This window comes from Daejeonella sp., assembly GCF_030695525.1.
Lineage (GTDB): Bacteria > Bacteroidota > Bacteroidia > Sphingobacteriales > Sphingobacteriaceae > Daejeonella.
Window position 1 is genome coordinate 34,476 of the sequence record NZ_JAUYSS010000049.1, and the last position, 17,119, is coordinate 51,594.

The 17,119-nt window shown below is 40.7% G+C and carries 10 protein-coding genes; 1 reads left to right on the forward strand and 9 read right to left on the reverse strand.

Going from position 1 to position 17,119, the window contains the following annotated elements:
- Positions 1 to 7 precede the first annotated feature (7 nt).
- Positions 8 to 1,138 (forward strand): efflux RND transporter periplasmic adaptor subunit, encoded by a 1,131-nt coding sequence (locus Q8S11_RS11815; RefSeq protein WP_305662311.1) that lies wholly within the window; start codon positions 8 to 10, stop codon positions 1,136 to 1,138.
- Positions 1,139 to 1,745: 607 nt separating this feature from the next.
- On the opposite strand, the gene Q8S11_RS11820 is transcribed toward Q8S11_RS11815, so the two are convergent.
- The 9 genes from Q8S11_RS11820 to Q8S11_RS11860 form a co-directional block, all read right to left on the reverse strand.
- The gene (locus Q8S11_RS11820) at positions 1,746 to 2,525 is read right to left on the reverse strand and encodes a creatininase family protein (RefSeq protein ID WP_305662312.1); all 780 of its coding nucleotides are present in this window, start codon (positions 2,523 to 2,525) and stop codon (positions 1,746 to 1,748) included.
- Between the two features lie 31 nt (positions 2,526 to 2,556).
- Positions 2,557 to 3,303, reverse strand: coding sequence for an SDR family NAD(P)-dependent oxidoreductase (locus tag Q8S11_RS11825; RefSeq protein ID WP_305662313.1), 747 nt, complete (start codon positions 3,301 to 3,303; stop codon positions 2,557 to 2,559).
- A 104-nt stretch (positions 3,304 to 3,407) separates the two neighbouring features.
- The gene (locus Q8S11_RS11830) at positions 3,408 to 4,733 is read right to left on the reverse strand and encodes an MFS transporter (RefSeq protein WP_305662314.1); all 1,326 of its coding nucleotides are present in this window, start codon (positions 4,731 to 4,733) and stop codon (positions 3,408 to 3,410) included.
- Positions 4,734 to 4,839: 106 nt separating this feature from the next.
- Complete coding sequence (locus Q8S11_RS11835; protein ID WP_305662315.1) at positions 4,840 to 6,873, reverse strand: metal-sulfur cluster assembly factor; 2,034 nt, start codon at positions 6,871 to 6,873, stop codon at positions 4,840 to 4,842.
- Between the two features lie 74 nt (positions 6,874 to 6,947).
- Complete coding sequence (locus Q8S11_RS11840; protein ID WP_305662316.1) at positions 6,948 to 8,948, reverse strand: metal-sulfur cluster assembly factor; 2,001 nt, start codon at positions 8,946 to 8,948, stop codon at positions 6,948 to 6,950.
- A gap of 52 nt (positions 8,949 to 9,000) precedes the next feature.
- The gene (locus Q8S11_RS11845; RefSeq protein WP_305662317.1) at positions 9,001 to 11,037 is read right to left on the reverse strand and encodes a metal-sulfur cluster assembly factor; all 2,037 of its coding nucleotides are present in this window, start codon (positions 11,035 to 11,037) and stop codon (positions 9,001 to 9,003) included.
- A 61-nt stretch (positions 11,038 to 11,098) separates the two neighbouring features.
- Positions 11,099 to 13,138 carry a metal-sulfur cluster assembly factor gene (locus Q8S11_RS11850; protein WP_305662318.1) on the reverse strand — a complete coding sequence of 680 codons (2,040 nt, stop codon included), beginning with the start codon at positions 13,136 to 13,138 and terminating at the stop codon, positions 11,099 to 11,101.
- Positions 13,139 to 13,261: 123 nt separating this feature from the next.
- Positions 13,262 to 15,310: a metal-sulfur cluster assembly factor gene (locus Q8S11_RS11855; protein ID WP_305662319.1), complete on the reverse strand. Its 2,049-nt coding sequence runs from the start codon at positions 15,308 to 15,310 to the stop codon at positions 13,262 to 13,264.
- A gap of 228 nt (positions 15,311 to 15,538) precedes the next feature.
- Complete coding sequence (locus Q8S11_RS11860; protein WP_305662320.1) at positions 15,539 to 17,101, reverse strand: SusD/RagB family nutrient-binding outer membrane lipoprotein; 1,563 nt, start codon at positions 17,099 to 17,101, stop codon at positions 15,539 to 15,541.
- Between the last annotated feature and the right edge of the window lie 18 nt (positions 17,102 to 17,119).

Below are 17,119 nucleotides of genomic sequence, written 5' to 3' on the forward strand. Positions count from 1 at the left end.
TATAAAGATGAAAAAGTATTTAATAATAACTGCCATTTTAATCATAGCAGCCTGCGGAACCAAGAATCCAACGGAAGAGCCTAAAGAAGATGCAAATGTAAATTCAAATATAGTGAGTCTGAATGAGGCTCAATTAAAATCGGCTGGAATTGTACTCGGGAAACCGGAGTATAAAAGTATTGCATCGATATTAAGGGCAAGTGGTACAATAGATGTACCACCCCAAAACATGATATCAATTTCAATGCCTCTAGGCGGATATTTAAAGTCATCAAAACTTATCCCGGGTATGCAGGTAAGGAAAGGTGAAACTATTGCAATAATGGAAGATCAGCAATACATACAGCTTCAACAGGAATATCTTACTACCAAATCGAAGCTGGTGTTTAGTAAAGCAGAGCTGGACCGTCAAAGGGAGCTAAATCAAAGTAAAGCGAGTAGTGATAAGATCTTCCAGCAGGCACAGATGGACTATAGTAATTTAAGCATAAGCTTAAACTCACTTGCCCAAAAACTGCGCATGATCAATCTTAATCCAAACAATATTTCGGAGAATAATATCTCAAGAACTGTTCCTATCTATTCGCCTATTGCTGGAACCGTTTCGAAGGTTAATGTTAATATCGGACGATTTATAAATCCATCAGATATACTTTTTGAAATTATCGACCCCTCAAATATTCATTTAAACCTGAAGATATTTGAAAAGGATCTGGCTAAACTTTCTAAGGGACAAAAATTAATAGCTTATACCAATAATCAGCCCGATAAGAAGTATCCATGTGAAATCAGCCTGATTACCGGAGATCTTAGTGCAGAAAGAACTGCAGAAGTGCATTGTCATTTTGAAAGTTTTGACAAAACCTTAGTACCCGGAATGTATATGAATGCGGAGATTGAAATAAAAAGCCATGAAACCCTTGCTATTCCTGAAGATGCCATTGTTCGCTTCGAAGGTTTGGATTATGTATTTGTTAAAAAGGGGGAAAGGGAATTTGAGATGAAGACTGTTGAAACCGGTGTTAAAGAGAATAAATATGTAGAACTGATCAATAGTGCTGCCTTTTCTGACAAAGAAATAGTGATAAAAGGAGCCTATACCCTGCTGATGTCGCTTAAAAATAAATCTGAAGAATAATGTCCGGAAAAATAAAATAGGACCTTTGTAAGATACAAAGGTCCTATACCTTATAATATGAGTTCAAAATAAAACCTGGCATAAGTACTTTAAAAATTGAAGGTATTCTATTGTTTTAGAAATCAGGGTCTATGCTTCTTCGGTACAGCCAGTCCCGTGTTCTGCCCTAGTTTTTTGCAATAGATTTAATAGCTATAATGAAAATCAGTAGTGCAAAAAAGCTAGAGCTGCCACCCGGGTTTATTTCAAAAGGCAAATGGTCCTTCTGCCGAGCTGCCCGTCAAGATGAAAAATAGCTCCGTGTAAATTAAACCTTGCCGTAGGAAGTAGTTTCCGGCTATCCGCCTGTGGTTGGTGTTATCAACGACCAATGATATGATCGTGCTTGGTACGGTGAGAACACCGACCAGAGGGGAAAGCGGTTTCTTGCCGGAAATACTCCGGAGGAAAGGGCTGAACTAACGTATAACACACAGGTATTGCTTTCCAAAATCAAATTATTCTGGCTCCAGAGCCTTCTTTGAATAATTATAACCCTATCTTTTATCCTGTCCTATATCAAACTCAGTTTTATAAAAATTCAATAAATAAATCAGAACCTTAGCAATCAGGATTTAAGGTATTTTCTTTCCTTCAGTTTATAGACATCCATTACCAGTTGTTTTAAAGCGCTTGTAACACATTCACCTATACGAATACCCTTTTCTGCAGAAGCTTTGGTCGGATTTCCGTAAACACCATTGGGTGTCAGCTCCTTCATTGTACGATAAAAAGAAATTTTGGGACCGGATAACAAATCTCCTTCAACCGAAGAAAAAGCCGATACATTGGCTCCCTGCTTAATCAGCGATTCCTGAACTAAGTGCGGGGCAATAACTTTCATCAAAGAAGTCTCAAATTCGCAAGCATGGCCGGTACCCCCCGGACCTGTTTCTGTGATTTTTAATAGTTCTTCTTTTGCAACGTTCCACCAGGAAGCACCAAGAATATGGGCATTCGGGTTGGCAAAGCCTAGCTGTTCAATAATGACCTGCATAATGCCCTGATTTCCGCCATGGCTGTTCAGTAGAATAATATTATAAAAACCATGGTTTAAAACAGATTGAATGACTTCCTTAACAACTGCCGAAAAAGTGGTGTGACTGAGGGTAAGTGTTCCACAGAAACCCATATGATGATCCGAGCAGCCTACTGCAACGATAGGCAGAATCAATATTTTATCCCCAAGCTCCTTATTCAGCAAGCCTGAAAAATATTCACCGATCATCCTGTCGGTGGCAACAGGCAAATGAGCTCCATGCTGCTCAATTGCAGCAATGTTCAACAGAACCGGAGTTTGTTTATCCGCTTCAGCAAGCTGAACGGATGTTAGTTGATCCCAAAACATAATTATTAATTAATTGTGTTGTTTATTTAATTTAATAAGTCGCCCGGCCTCCTGAAAGATCAAACGTGAATGCAGTAGAAAAACTTGCTTCAGGTGATACGATGAAGGCAGCGGTTGACGCAGCTTCTTCCAGAGTACCACAACGCTTCATTGGAATTTTATCAGTCATATATTTCACCTGCTCATCGGGAAGGGCCTCAACCATAGCGGTACGAATAACAGCAGGTGCCAGTGCATTGACAGTAACACCTGTTTCAGCATATTCCTTACCCTGAACTTTTGTCATCCCGATAACAGCGGCCTTGGAGGTAGAATAGGCGAGCATACCTGCATTTCCTTCCTTACCAGAGATGGATGCAATATGAAGCACCCTTCCGTATTTATTTTTTAGCATTACAGGTATGGCGTATTTGGAAGTATAAAATGAACCCATCAGATTTACATTGAGAACCAACTGCATATTTTCAGCCTCTACTTCATGACTAAGGATATTGGTTTTTCCTACAATACCGGCGCAGTTGACCAGAATATCAATGCGGCCAAAACGATCATTGACCTTTTTGATTGATTCTGCAACTTCTGCTTCATTCGTAATATCCAAAACATAAATTTCAGACTCCCCTGCTAAAAGGTTTCTTGTCTTTTGTAAGCCATTGGTATCCCTGTCGAATAATGCAAGTTTCACTCCTTTTTCGGATAATTTCAAGGCAATTGCCTGACCTAAACCAGAGGCTGCTCCGGTAATAATTCCCACCTGATCTTTGAATTCAATTTTCATTAGTATTTAGTTTATTTTTTAATGTCCCCGCACCTGCGGGATTGTATTTTATTCTTTTGTCTTATTACCTGCCGCTGCAAACAGATTATACAGGTCTTATATAATTAATTTTTACTAAAATCATGTTCAACCAATTCATGTAAACTTACAACATCCGATTTCCGGGTCAATAAATGAATGATTGTCCAGGCAAACAGATAGGTCAATCCGCAAATAATGAATAACAGATTGTAGCCGCCGATTAAATTTCCGGCAGATTTATAACTATCCAGAATATAACCAACAAATAATGGGAACAACATCCCTCCTACTGCTCCTGACATTGCTCCTATACCTGTTACTGAGCTAACTGCCTGTTTAGGAAAAAGATCAACAACCAAAGTGAATATATTTGTACTCCAGGCCTGATGTATTGCCAGGGTAAAACTGAGGATTCCAACCACCATCCATGCATTGGTTGCATACTGAGCTGAAAGTACGGTTAATTCCATAATTGCAAAAATTAAAAGCGCAGTTTTTCTAGCTTTTAAAGTTGGCCAGCCTCTTTTGATAAGCCAGGATGAAAAATACCCCCCTCCAACACTTCCCAAAACAGTCATCGTATAAATAATCATCAATTCAGGACTCAAATTCGCCATATTCAGCTTAAAGGTTGAAGCAAAATAAGAAGGCAGCCAGAACATAAAAAACCAATAAATCGGGTCTAGCAAGATCTTTCCGGTGATAAAGGCCCAGGTTTGGCGATAAGTAAAAAGTTTGAACCATTTTATCTTTACAACTTCTTCCTCAGCAGCAGCATCCAGCTTCTGCCCATCATGAATATAATTATACTCTTCTTCTGTTAAGCGCTTATGTTTAGAAGGAACATTATACACCCATATCCAGACTATCAGCCACAGGAAACCAATGGAGCCTGTTATGAGAAACACTTCATGCCAGCCAAAATTGCTCAAAATCAAGGGAACAATAATCAAGGCGATGATAATACCAAAACTGGTACCCGCATTAAATAAACCAGTAGCTAAGGCTCGCTCCTTGCGTGGAAACCATTCGGCAATCGTTTTCATTCCCGCAGGTACATTCCCCGCTTCTGTTAAGCCTAAACCAATCCTTGCCAGACCAAAGCCTGTCACACTCCGGGCAGCCGCATGCAGCATGCCCATAATACTCCAGGCTGCTACAGAAATGATGTATCCCGGTTTGGTACCAATCCTATCAATAAACCAACCCCAGGAAATCAAACCTACAGCATAAGCACCTGTAAATGCCATCACCAAAAAGGCGAAATCTGTTTCAGTCCATGTGAATTCTATTTCAAGGGTTGGTTTTAATAAACCGAGTATTTGCCGGTCAAGGTAATTGATAGTAGTGGCAGAAACCAATAAGGTTAATATGAGCCAGCGGTAATTTTTTATTTTTCGGCCAGACATGGAACAGGGATTTTAATTGTTGTGAAACTAAATGGACAGGATCATTTTTTAGGATAGCCAGCTCAATGATGAGCCGGCTAAACATAAAGGTATTTTTATAAAAAGCTTAAAGATTCAGTTTCTTTCTTCCTGCATCTGTAAGCAGGTTAACACTCCATAAAGGATACCATGTTTGCTCCATAATTACTTTTTTGACACCCGGCACCGCATACAGTGCTTCCATCATTGTTTTTGATACAGAAGAATGAACCACATTGGAACTGTGTGTAAAATAGGCTCCGAGTGGGCGCCCCCTGTGTGGCATGGCCATGGTAACTTTTACTACACTACCCCGTACTGCTATATCATAAACCAATCCCAAATCAACAATACTAATATCTGATTTATACAATTGTGGATCTTTTACCAATAATAAAGCTTCCCATAGTAATGCTTTATTAATCGGACTGTCCTGAGCTTCTGAAGCCCGGGCAAGACGACGCGGACTTTCTTTTGCAACTATTCCCTTTGGTAGTTCAGCACCTGATCTGCTTAATGGATTCAATAGTTCCTGTCTTAGATTTTCAATCTTAGCAGTATCATCCTTCAGGGTAAATGGTATGGTTACATAGGCATTCTTTTGATGTAAAACAGCTCCTTTTGGGATAGTCTTAATAGTTTTTGGAACCGGATACCGGCTCCAGATCTGTCCATGCCATTGATAATGTAAATTAGGTGAACCGTTATGGGCTAATTCGGCCCCTAAACCTTCAGCATGGTGCTCAAGGAAAAATCCGAAAAAGGAGTCTTTGGTATCTTTATTGAAAAAACCGATTCCCCATAATTGATCACTTAACTCTGCAGGAACATTACCTGTTTTTAATTTTTCATCCGGGCCCATCCATAACATGTCAGTAAATGATTGACCAGTTATTACCCATTCATCATCCCTTAAAGCTGCAGGAGAGAATTGCTTGACAGCAGTCATATGACCAAACTTATGAAAATAAGGCAAGCCGGCATAAAAACGATACTCTATATCCATGATCATACGGGCCGGTGAGAATAATGGATGCACAGGTGAATAAGGGAATCCCCAGCGGCGGATAATCGTACAGATTGGCCCTTTAACTACTTCAAAATCGGGGCACTCATCCCATAAAGAAATACGCATTTTTTGAAATCCCTCATCAGATACATAATCATGAGCCCAATCTATTCCGGCTGGTTCGCCATGACCCTGACCTCCAGAATAGATCTCCAGGCCATGCTCACGTTTTAAGATCATGCGCGCAAGTTGTCCGGTTTGTTTGGATAGAATTGCTGTAAAGAATTCATTTTCTATATCTAAACCGTAGCCTTCTCCGGTCACTTTTAAATCAGACTGATAATCAGGCAATTCAGCATCCGGATTACCGTAAAAAACGACATAATGTCTCTTCTCTTTTCCCTGATTATCGGCAAGGAATAACAATTTACATATCTTTTCAGAACCTCTGCGTACCTCAGAGAAAACCTGAGAAATCACTTCAGTTAATACACCATCCCTAATCTCGGCTACCCGTATTTCGCGTGTAAGGGAAGCTGTCTGAGAAGCCTGGAAACTCAACAAAACTTCTACAGGTTCAGCTTTACGAGGAGTTCCTATTTTTTCTTCCAGACTGACCACCTTGTAGTAATTCCATCCTTTTGCCCAGTTTTTCCAGGCTGTGGGAAGTGAAGCCACTGTTCCAAACTGGCTTGCAGCTACATGGGGTGTTCCAAAGTTCTCTTCTTCCGCCTGCAACTGGATCTCCGATATTCTGATTGAATTGGTCAGGGATCTGGCTGTTCTGTAATCCTTCTTTGCCAATGCCTCCTGAAGTAATTGAATTTTTTCCTGTATACTATCTGTCTGGCTGGTTGTTTGATCTGCATAAGGTGCAATAGCTTCCTTTATAAAACTCTCAACGGAATTCTGATTTTCTGCTTTGGAACTTAGGGGCAGAGTCAAACCTGCAAAACCTAAAAGGCCCATACCCAGAAATTTACGACGCTTCATCGAATCTGAAAATTGAGGTTCTAAACCTGCATTCATTACCTCAGCTTCATCTCCTGTTCTTAATCTGGAGGTATCATCATGCATTTTTAATGCCGATTTTGATGGATTAAATTTCTTCATATTCATTCTGTTTTTGTCAATAATCATCAGGAAAACGCGTCTCCATTAGATAAATTAATTATTCAATTTTAATTCTAAATACCCAATTTTTTTCTACCCTCATCCGTAAGCATATTAGAACTCCAACCCGGATACCAGGTCTGTTCCATAATCACTTTCTTAACCCCCGGAACCTCATAAACCGCCGTCAGAATATTTTTGGAAGTGGTGGGATGCACGACATTGGATCCGTAAGCAAAATAGGTCCCCAGGGGCCGGCCCCGATGAGGCATCGCTATTAATACTATTACGACACTACCTTTTACAGTAACATCATATACTAAACCAAGATCCACAATACTGATATCAGACTTATAGAACTGAGGATCCTTAACATCTCTTAATGCCTTCCATATCAATTCTTTAGGTATCGGGCTATCCTGAGCCTCTCCCATACGTTCTAAACGCCTTGGACTCTCAATCGCCTGAACAGTATTATTCAGTACAGATGAAGAGCTTGTTAAAGGATTCATTAGCTCTTTTCTAAGCGATTCAATCTTCGCCTGACCATGTTCTTTGGTAAATGGGATAGTGACATAGGCATTTTTTTGGTGCAGGATTGTTCCTTCCTTAACGATCTTATCTCGTTCTAGTGGATACCGGGACCAGGTCGTTCCGTGCCATTGATAATACATATTCGGTCCGCCATCATGAATCAGTTCCGTTTCTCTCCCATCTGCACGATGATCGAGAAACAAGCCCATAAATGAATCTTTGGTATCCTTATTAAAAAAACCAATACCCCAAAGATTCTTGGCTGATTCGGTTGGAACAGCTCCAAAGTGCAACTTGCCATCAGCACTCATCCACATCTGATCAGTAAATGATTGCCCGGTAATTACCCATTCATCATCCCGTAGTGCCGCTGATACGAAATCTTTAACAGTGGTCATGTGACCGAATTTAAAAAAATACGGCAGACCTGCATAAAAACGATATTCAATATCCATGTTCATTCTGGCCGGCGCAAACACCGGATGTATTGCTGAATAAGGGAAACCCCAGCGACGAATGATCGTACAGATTGGCCCCCTGACGACTTCAAAATCTGGACATTCATCCCATAAGGATATTCTAAGTTTTGAAAAGAAACCCTCTGTTATATAATCATGTGCCCAATCGATACCAGCCGGCTCACCATGCCCCTGTCCACCTGAATAGATCTCCAACCCATGTTCACGTTTTAGCACCATTCTGGCCAGCTGACCGGTTTGTTTTGAAAGATAGGCGGTAAAATACTCGTTCTCTATATCTAGTCCGTAACCTTCACCAGTAACCTTCAGATCAGACTGATAATTAGGAAGTTCTGCATCCGGATTACCATAAAATATGAGGTAAGTCCGCTTTTCTTTACCCTGATTATCTGCAAGAAACAGGAGTTTACAGATCTTTTCAGCTCCTCGTCTAATTTCTGAAAAGACCTGTGATATTACCTCTGTCAACACACCATCCTTTATTTCTGCAACCCGGATCTCACGTGCAAGTGAAGCAATTTGTGTCGTCTGGAAGCTCAACAAAACTTCTACAGGTTCTGCTTTACGCTGAATACCCACTTTCTCTTCCAGGTTCACTACTTTATAATACTTCCAGCCCTTCGCCCAGTTCTTCCAGGCAGCAGGAAGTGAAGAGACAGCCCCAAATTGATTTGCTCCAATCAATGGGGTCCCCAAATCTTCATGATCAGCCTGAGCCTGAAGTTCTGATATACGAAGAGAGTTGGTTAATGCCCGCGCCAGACGATAATCTTTTTTATCCCAGGCTTTCTGAAGCATTTTCATCTTATCCTCGAAACTATCTGATTGACTGGATACAGACTCTGCAATTGAAACAGATTCATTTACAAAATTCTCTAGGGAAGTCTTTCCTTCAGCTTTAGTGCCAAGAGGTAAACTAAGTCCCGCAACACCGATTAAGCCCAATCCGAGGAATTTACGGCGTTTTATTGTTTCAGACATTGCAGATTCCAAATGTTCAATTTTACTATTGTCTATCGGATTAAGCTGCGCATCGGAAGTGTCTCTATTTAATTTTTTCATTTTAATTAAAACAATTAAATATTAAATCATGCTTTATTTTATTATTCAATAATTAAATACCAAGTTTCTTTCTTCCATCATCTGTCAGCATATTAGAACTCCAGCCTGGATACCAGGTTTGTTCCATAATAACTTTTTTAACTCCCGGAATTTCATAAACAGCTGTCAGAATATTTTTAGAAGTGGTTGGGTGCACGACATTCGATCCGTATGCAAAATAGGATCCAAGAGGTCGGCCTCTGTGAGGCATAGCTATTAATACTTTTACTACACTTCCCCTTACTGTCACATCATAGACTAAACCAAGATCAACTATGCTGATATCTGATTTATAGAATTGGGGATCTTTCACGTCACGGAGTGCCTTCCATATCAGATCTTTGGGTATTGGGCTGTCCTGCGCCTCGGCCAGTCTGGCCAGTCGCCTAGGGCTATCTCTGGAGAGTATATTTTGCTGAATTGAACTGGCTGAAACCGCCATTGGATTCATCAGCTCCTTTCTCAAACGTTCGATTTTTCCAGATCCATCCTTTGTATCAAAAGGGAGCGTGACATAGGCATTTTTTTGATGGAAAACAGCCCCTTCCGGAATAGTTTTTACCCCTTGTGGAACCGGCCAGCGTTGCCAAAACTGACCATGCCATTTGTAATAGAAACTAGGCGAACCGTTATGACGTAATTCCTGAAATCCATCCGCATGATGTTCGAGAAAGAGCCCGATAAAGGAGTCTTTGGTGTCTTTGTTAAAAAAGCCTACCCCCCATAGATTATCAGCTGATGCTTCAGGCACCTCCCCAATCTGAACCTTACCTTCAGCATTTACCCACACAATATCTGTAAATGACTGACCGGTAATGACCCATTCATCATCGCGTACATAGACCATATCAAATGTCTTAAGTGCCGACATATGGCCAAACTTGTGGAAATAAGGTAAGCCGGCATAAAAACGATACTCAATATCCATGTTCAATCTTGCAGGAGAGAAAACCGGATGTACCGGAGAATATGGCAAGCCCCAGCGACGAATGATAGTACAGATTGGGCCTCTGACAACTTCAAAATCCGGGCATTCATCCCATAGGGAGATCCGCACTTTTTGAAAATTATCCTCAGTCACATAATCATGTGCCCAATCTATACCGGCAGGTTCTCCGTGCCCCTGCCCACCGGAATAGATTTCCAGGCCATGTTCCCTTTTCAGGATCAGCCTTGCCAACTGGCCGGTTTGTTTTGAAAGATAAGCGGTAAAATACTCGTTTTCAATATCAAGCCCGTATCCTTCGCCCGTCACTTTAAGATCAGATTGATAATTAGGTAGTTCTGCATCCGGATTACCATAAAATATCAGATAATCCCGCTTCTCCTTACCTTCATTATCTGCAAGAAACAGAAGTTTACAGATCTTTTCAGCTCCTCGTCTAACTTCTGAAAAGACCTGTGATATCACTTCTGTCAAAACACCGGATTTTATTTCTGCCACCCGGATTTCACGTGCAAGGGAAGCAGTTTGTGAAGCCTGAAAGCTGAGTAAAACCTCAACAGGTTCCGCCTTACGTTGTATTCCTGCCTTCTCTTCTAAACTCACAACTTTATAATACATCCAGCCTTTTGCCCAGTTCTTCCAGGCAGTTGGTAGTGAAGAAACAGTACCAAATTGATTGGCAGCAATCAATGGGGTTCCAAAATCTTCATGATCAGCCTGAGCCTGAATTTCCGAAATACGAAGGGAATTAGTTAATGCCCGCGCCAGACGATAATCTTTTTTATCCCAGGCTTTTTGAAGCATATCCATCTTATCCTCAAAACTATCCGACTGACTCGAAACTGATTCTGCGACCGAAACTGATTCCTTTACAAAATTCTCAATAGCGGTCTTTTTTTCAGCTTTAGTACTTAGCGGCAAACCAAGTCCGGCAACACCCAATAAGCCCATACCTAAAAACTTACGACGCTTCATTCCGTCACAATTCGGGGTTTCGGACTCTTTTACCGGAACTTCTTCCGCGAATAATCTTTCTGAAGCCGGAATTCCTGAGTCTGCTTCCCGAAATTCTGAATCTGGTTTAGATGAAAATTTTTTATTCACAGCAAAATTTTAAAAGGTGTTTTATTGTTAAGCCGAAAGCCGGCTTGTTAATTTTTTCAATCTATATCCCTAATTTTTTACGGCCTTCATCTGAGATGAGATTGGAATTCCATTCTGGATACCAGGTTTGATTCACTACAACTTTGCGCACTCCGGGTATTTCTGTGAGAGCTCCCACAATTGTTTTTGACACGGTACGATGAACTACACTCGATCCCCAGATAAAGAAGCTTGACAATGGTCTTCCCCTGTGTGGCATAGTCATTAATACTTTTACCACCCCATCATCATCCATTGAAAGATTATAGATATATCCCAGTTCAACAATATTTACATCGGCGATATACAGCTGCTGATCTTTACAATTTCTCAAAGCATCCCATAATACTTGTTTCGGAATCTGACCATTTAGTGCTTCACCCTCACGGGCAAGAACCCGCTTATTTTCTTTTGCAGCAAGTCCGGAAGGCAAAGCAGCCTGGAAGGAAGATAGCGGACTTAATAACTCTTTTCTTAATGCTTCAATTTTTGCCGGACCGTCAGCCTCAGTAAAGCCTACAGTTACATAAGCATTCTTTTGATGCAGGACAGCTCCTTCCGGAACGATTTGATTTCTTTCAAGCGGATAACGGGACCAGGTTGTTCCATGCCAGTTATAATACAACATCGAATGGCCGGCATGAAGAAATTTTGGTATTTCTTCGGCAGAATGTTCTAAATAAAGCCCAATAAATGAATCCTTAGAGTCTTTATTATAATACCCAAATGCTTTAACACTGTGCTTATTGGCTTCATCAATTTCCCCAAACTTTAATTTTTCATCGGCACCCATCCAAAGACTTCCGGTAAAGGGCTGACCTGTAAATACCCATTCATCATCCCTAAGTGCGGTGGAAACAAACTGTTTGATTGCTTTCATCTTGCCAAACTTATGGAAGAAAGGAAGTCCCGCATAAAAGCGGTATTCAATATCAATATTCAAACGGGAAGGATTGTAAACAGGATGAAGTGCAGAATGCGGAAAACCCCAGCGGCGAACAATGGTACAGATTGGACCCCGTACAATCTCATAATCCGGGCACTCTCCCCAGTATTGGATTCTGACCTTCATGAAATTATCTTCAGAAACGTAATCATGAGCCCAGTCGATACAAGGAGTTTCTCCGTGTCCGGGACCTCCGGCATATAATTCAACCCCATGCTCCCTTTTAATTAACATCCGTTCCAACTGGCCGGTTTGTTTAGAAAGTGAAGCAATGAAGTATTGATTTTCTATTTTCAAATGGTAACCTTCTCCGCTTACTTCAAGATCTGAGGTATATTCAGGTAATTCAGCATCCGGATTACCGAAAAAGACCAGATAGTTTCGTTTTTCCCCTCCCTGATTATCAGCCAGGAACATCACTTTACACAATCTTTCTGGCCCCCTCCTTACTACCCCATAAACCTGGGAAGTAACTTCCTTTATCTGACCATTACTAATTTCTGCCACACGAATTTCCCTGGCAAGGGATGTTACCTGTTCTGAACGGAAAGCTAACAAGACCTCTACAGGTTCCGCATTTCTTTTAATTCCAGCTTTCTCCTCCAAGCCAATAACTTTATAATACTTCCATCCATTTGCCCAGATTCTCCATGCCACTGGAAGCGATGCAACAGTACCAAACTGACCAGATCCTACTAATGGCTTTCCCGGATCCTCATCTTCGATCTGAGCCTGAATACCTGTATTCCGCAGCGAATCACTTAGGGAACGTACCATTCGGTAATCCTTTTCTGCCCAGGCTTTCTCAATTAATTTAATCTTAGTTTCGAAACTATCAGACTGTTTTTTGTAAAGTTCAGTTTCAGTAGCTATAATTTCTTTTACAAATTCCTCAACAGAATTGTTTTCGGCGGCTCTTACCCCAAATGGCAAACTCAAACCGGCCATACCCAACAAACTCATTCCGAGAAATTTTCTACGTTTAATAGGATCAGAAACCTGAGCCGAGAGCTCATTATCATTGGTTTTGGACTTATGGATACCATTCAAAGAAGTTTCCTGAAAGGAATCAACCGGACTCAATAATTCAGATTGGATTTGCTTATTTTTTTTCATTTTTCAATTGATATATTATTGTCGGCAATAAGGTGTTAAATAATTGTGCTTAGCTTTAATACTTTTCTGAAGTCTGACATCTGAAGTCTGACATCTGACCTCCGGCATCCTGCTTCTCATATCTCATATCCCCAGTTTTTTACGACATTCATCACTCATCAGATTGGAATTCCATTCAGGATACCAGGTCTGATCAACCACAACTTTCCGGACTCCCGGTATTTCCGTCAGTGCCCCCACAATCGTTTTTGAAACCGTACGATGCACCACACTTGAACCCCATATAAAGAAACTCGATAATGGCCGGCCTCTATGTGGCATAGTCATAAGAACTTTAACCACCCCATCACCCTCTACAGAAAGATTATAAATGTATCCGAGTTCAACAAGGTTGACATTGGAGATGTACATTTGCTGATCTATACAACTTTTCAAAGCCTCCCATAAAACTGCCTTTGAAATCAGGCTATCCCCGGCTTCTCCGGGTCTTGCCAGGGAGCGTTTACTTTCTTTGGCAGACGTAATTGTAGCTAAGTCCGAGGAAAAACTGTCCATTGGATTTAAGAGTTCTTTCCGCAGTGCCTCAATTTTACCCGGCCCATCCTTTTCGGTAAAAGCAATCGTTACATAAGCATTCTTCTGCCGGAGTATGGCACCCTCTGGTATTGTATGGTTTTTTATTCCATCTATGGTTGGATGACGGACCCATACCGTTCCGTGCCAGTTATAATAAAACAAGGATGAACCTCCATCCAGAAGGTCCGGTATTACTTCCGAAGAATGATCCAAATAAAGACCCACAAAAGAGTCTTTTGAATCTTTATTATAGTATCCAAAACCCTTCACACTGTGCTTATTGGCTACATCAACCTCGCCGAACTTTACCTTTTCATCAGCGCCTATCCATATACTTCCGGTAAAAGGCTGTCCTGTGAAAACCCATTCGTCATCCCGCATAGTCTGGATAACGAAGGCTTTTACAGCTTTCATTTTACTGGATTTAAAGAAGTATGGCAATCCTGAATAAAAGCGATACTCTACATTAATATTTAATCGGGAGGGATTGTAGATGGGATGCAGTGCTGAGTGTGGAAATCCCCAGCGTCTGACGATCGTACAGATTGGCCCGCGGGTAATCTCGTAATCAGGGCATTCACCCCAATACTGAATCCTGACTTTCATGAAAAAATCTTCTGCAACATAATCATGTGACCAGTCAATACAAGGAGTTTCGGCATGAGCCGGACCTCCTGCATACAATTCAACACCATGCTCCCTCTTAATCAGCATCCGCTCCAATTGACCAGTTTGCTTGGAGAGCTTGGCAATAAAATACTGATTTTCAATTTCAAGATCATAGCCTTCACCCCTCACTTCAAGATCTGTTGTATATTCAGGTAACTCTGCATCCGGGTTTCCATAGAAAACTAAATACTGACGTTTTTCAGAGCCTTTATTATCAGCCAAAAACATGACTTTACACAACCTCTCAGATCCTCTTCTTACTACGCCATACACCTGTGAAGTAACTTCCTTAAGTAATCCATTATCAATTTCTACAACACGAATTTCGCGTGCCAAAGAGTTAACCTGATCTGAACGGAAGCCTAATAAAACTTCAACAGGTTCTGCTTGTCTTGGAATTCCGGCTTTTTCCTCCAGAGCAAGAACTTTGTAATATTTCCAGCCTTTTGCCCAGATTCTCCAGGCTTCCGGAAGGGTAGCAACAATGCCAAATTGATTACCATTAAGCAAGGGTTTACCAGGATCTTCATACTCATTCTGTGCTTGTATACCCGTATTCCTGATGGAGTCACTTAAAGAGCGAACCATCCTGAAATCTTTTTCATCCCAGGCCTTCTGCATCAATTTCATTTTATCCTCAAAACTATCCGAGTGCTTTTTAAACAAATCAGTTTCAGAGGCAACAATATCATTTACAAATTCTTCAACATAATTGTTGTCAAATCCTTTAACCCTATTTGGCAATCCCATACTCGCAATTCCAAATAAACCCAGTCCAAGGAACTTCCTTCGCTTCAATTGAAGGTTTGCAGAAGCCATATTTTCTTCAAAATGATGATGAGGATGGGTGGTGATATTTTTTTCAATACTACCATCCGAATTTTCCATAGCAGCTAAGTCAGAAAAGTTCTTATCAGATTCTATCATGCATTTGAGTTTATCAGAATTATAAGCAATCAAATTTTAAAATGAACAGCCAACAAATTCTAAGGATAGGTCAAAAACCACTATTTAAAATTTGAAAATTAAGGCAAAAAATTTCAAATCATCATCAATACCAATTGATGGGTAAATTAGGGTATACCTGCTTTCGCAGGTATACCCGGGGTATTATGATGATGCATTTTTAAAAAAGTACCTTTCTTGGAAGGGTACTTAGTTTGATTTTGATTTATCCCACCACAAACGGGTAGCCACGTTATCAGGACCACCACCAAGCAATGGAACCGCTGCCTTTACTGCAGCACCATTAGCAATGATTTCCCTGTCGAGGAAGGATATTCTCCGGATCATCTTATCCGGTGTTATATCAGGATTTTGAGAATTTAACAGAGGATAAAATTTTGGATACCCAGATCTTCTGATACTTGCCCATGCCTCATGACCTTCCGGGAAAAGAGCAATCCATTTCTGGGTTCCGATTTGTTCACGTTGTCTTTCAGTATTAGTTTCCCATTTTACCGGAATATCTGTTAAAGGGGGAGTAGGGAACAGATTATCAGGTGCGATAGGTAGACTTGTACCATTAACATAAGCAGAAATAACTGCCGCACTGGTAATGCCATGTTCACGCAATGAAGTTTCTATCCCCATCTCATAAAGTTCTTTGGCGGTACCACCCATATTCCAGCCATTCAATGCTCCTTCGGACCTAAGAAAATAAGCCTCAGAGGCATAAAAAACAACCTGAGGAGTTGTAGTCATCGTGGCAGAAGCATACTTTGGACCAACTGCTGAATTATTGTTAATACTATTTGCAGGCAAATTTTGTTGAGCAACGGTCATTCCGTTTCTAACACCACGGAACTTACCATCGGTTAGTGCAGGGCTCCAAAATACAGGTAGCCTTGGGTCATTATAACCAACTAATAAACTTTCCATGGTAGTACTCATCCGAGAGCCATTTCTACTCATAAAATTGTTCAGTCCATTGTTAAAATCTGCATTAGTTGCAAAATGGGCTCCATCTGAAGCCTGTGTCATCACCCCGGCAGCAAATGCCTTCTCTGCTTCCAATTTAGCTTTAGCAGGCTCTACATCCGAAATTCTTAATGCCAAACGCAGGCGCAAGGTATTTCCAAACTTTAACCATTTAGCATTATCTCCATTATAGATACGATCTGCTGTTGCAAATGAAGGTTTAGTTAAATTATTTTTGAGATCTGTAGTTGCTTCATCCAGTTCTTTGAAGAAATCAAAATAAATACTCTTTTGATCATCGTAACTCACAACTGTAGTATCCTTACCAATTTTGGAATATGGAATCGGACCCCATTGGTCAGTCACACGCATAAAACAGAAAACTTTCCACATTCTGGCAATTGCATTCATGCTAGGTTCTTTTCCACCTTTAGTTGCCTCGATAATGTTTACTAATTTAGGCATTGCATTTACATAGGTTCCAGGCCAAATGTCCTGCCATCTTTGAACAATAACATATCTGTGAGACTCCTGATTGATGTTTGTGCCGGCAAAATGTTGAGAGTATACTCCAGGAAACAAGAGCATACTCGTTTCGTTATAACCTATTCCACCTCCGGCTACTAATGCACCGGGGAATAAACTACGTAAATCCGGAGCAGTCAGTTCCAATAAACCATCCGGTCTTCTGTTTATTTCATCGAAATTTTTTGTACAGGCAGTCAGTATTACGATTGGTGCCAAAAATAGCACCATTCTGATGGCCCACTTTCTATATAATGATTTTTGAGTTTTCATTTTATTCAATTTAATATT

Coding starts and splice junctions, on each gene's coding strand:
- Q8S11_RS11815 (WP_305662311.1), top strand. CDS start 8: ATGAAAAAGTATTTAATAATAACTGCCATTTTAATCATAGCAGCCTGC.
- Q8S11_RS11820 (WP_305662312.1), bottom strand. CDS start 2,525: ATGTTTTGGGATCAACTAACATCCGTTCAGCTTGCTGAAGCGGATAAA.
- Q8S11_RS11825 (WP_305662313.1), bottom strand. CDS start 3,303: ATGAAAATTGAATTCAAAGATCAGGTGGGAATTATTACCGGAGCAGCC.
- Q8S11_RS11830 (WP_305662314.1), bottom strand. CDS start 4,733: ATGTCTGGCCGAAAAATAAAAAATTACCGCTGGCTCATATTAACCTTA.
- Q8S11_RS11835 (WP_305662315.1), bottom strand. CDS start 6,873: ATGAAGAAATTTAATCCATCAAAATCGGCATTAAAAATGCATGATGAT.
- Q8S11_RS11840 (WP_305662316.1), bottom strand. CDS start 8,948: ATGAAAAAATTAAATAGAGACACTTCCGATGCGCAGCTTAATCCGATA.
- Q8S11_RS11850 (WP_305662318.1), bottom strand. CDS start 13,138: ATGAAAAAAAATAAGCAAATCCAATCTGAATTATTGAGTCCGGTTGAT.
- Q8S11_RS11855 (WP_305662319.1), bottom strand. CDS start 15,310: ATGATAGAATCTGATAAGAACTTTTCTGACTTAGCTGCTATGGAAAAT.
- Q8S11_RS11860 (WP_305662320.1), bottom strand. CDS start 17,101: ATGAAAACTCAAAAATCATTATATAGAAAGTGGGCCATCAGAATGGTG.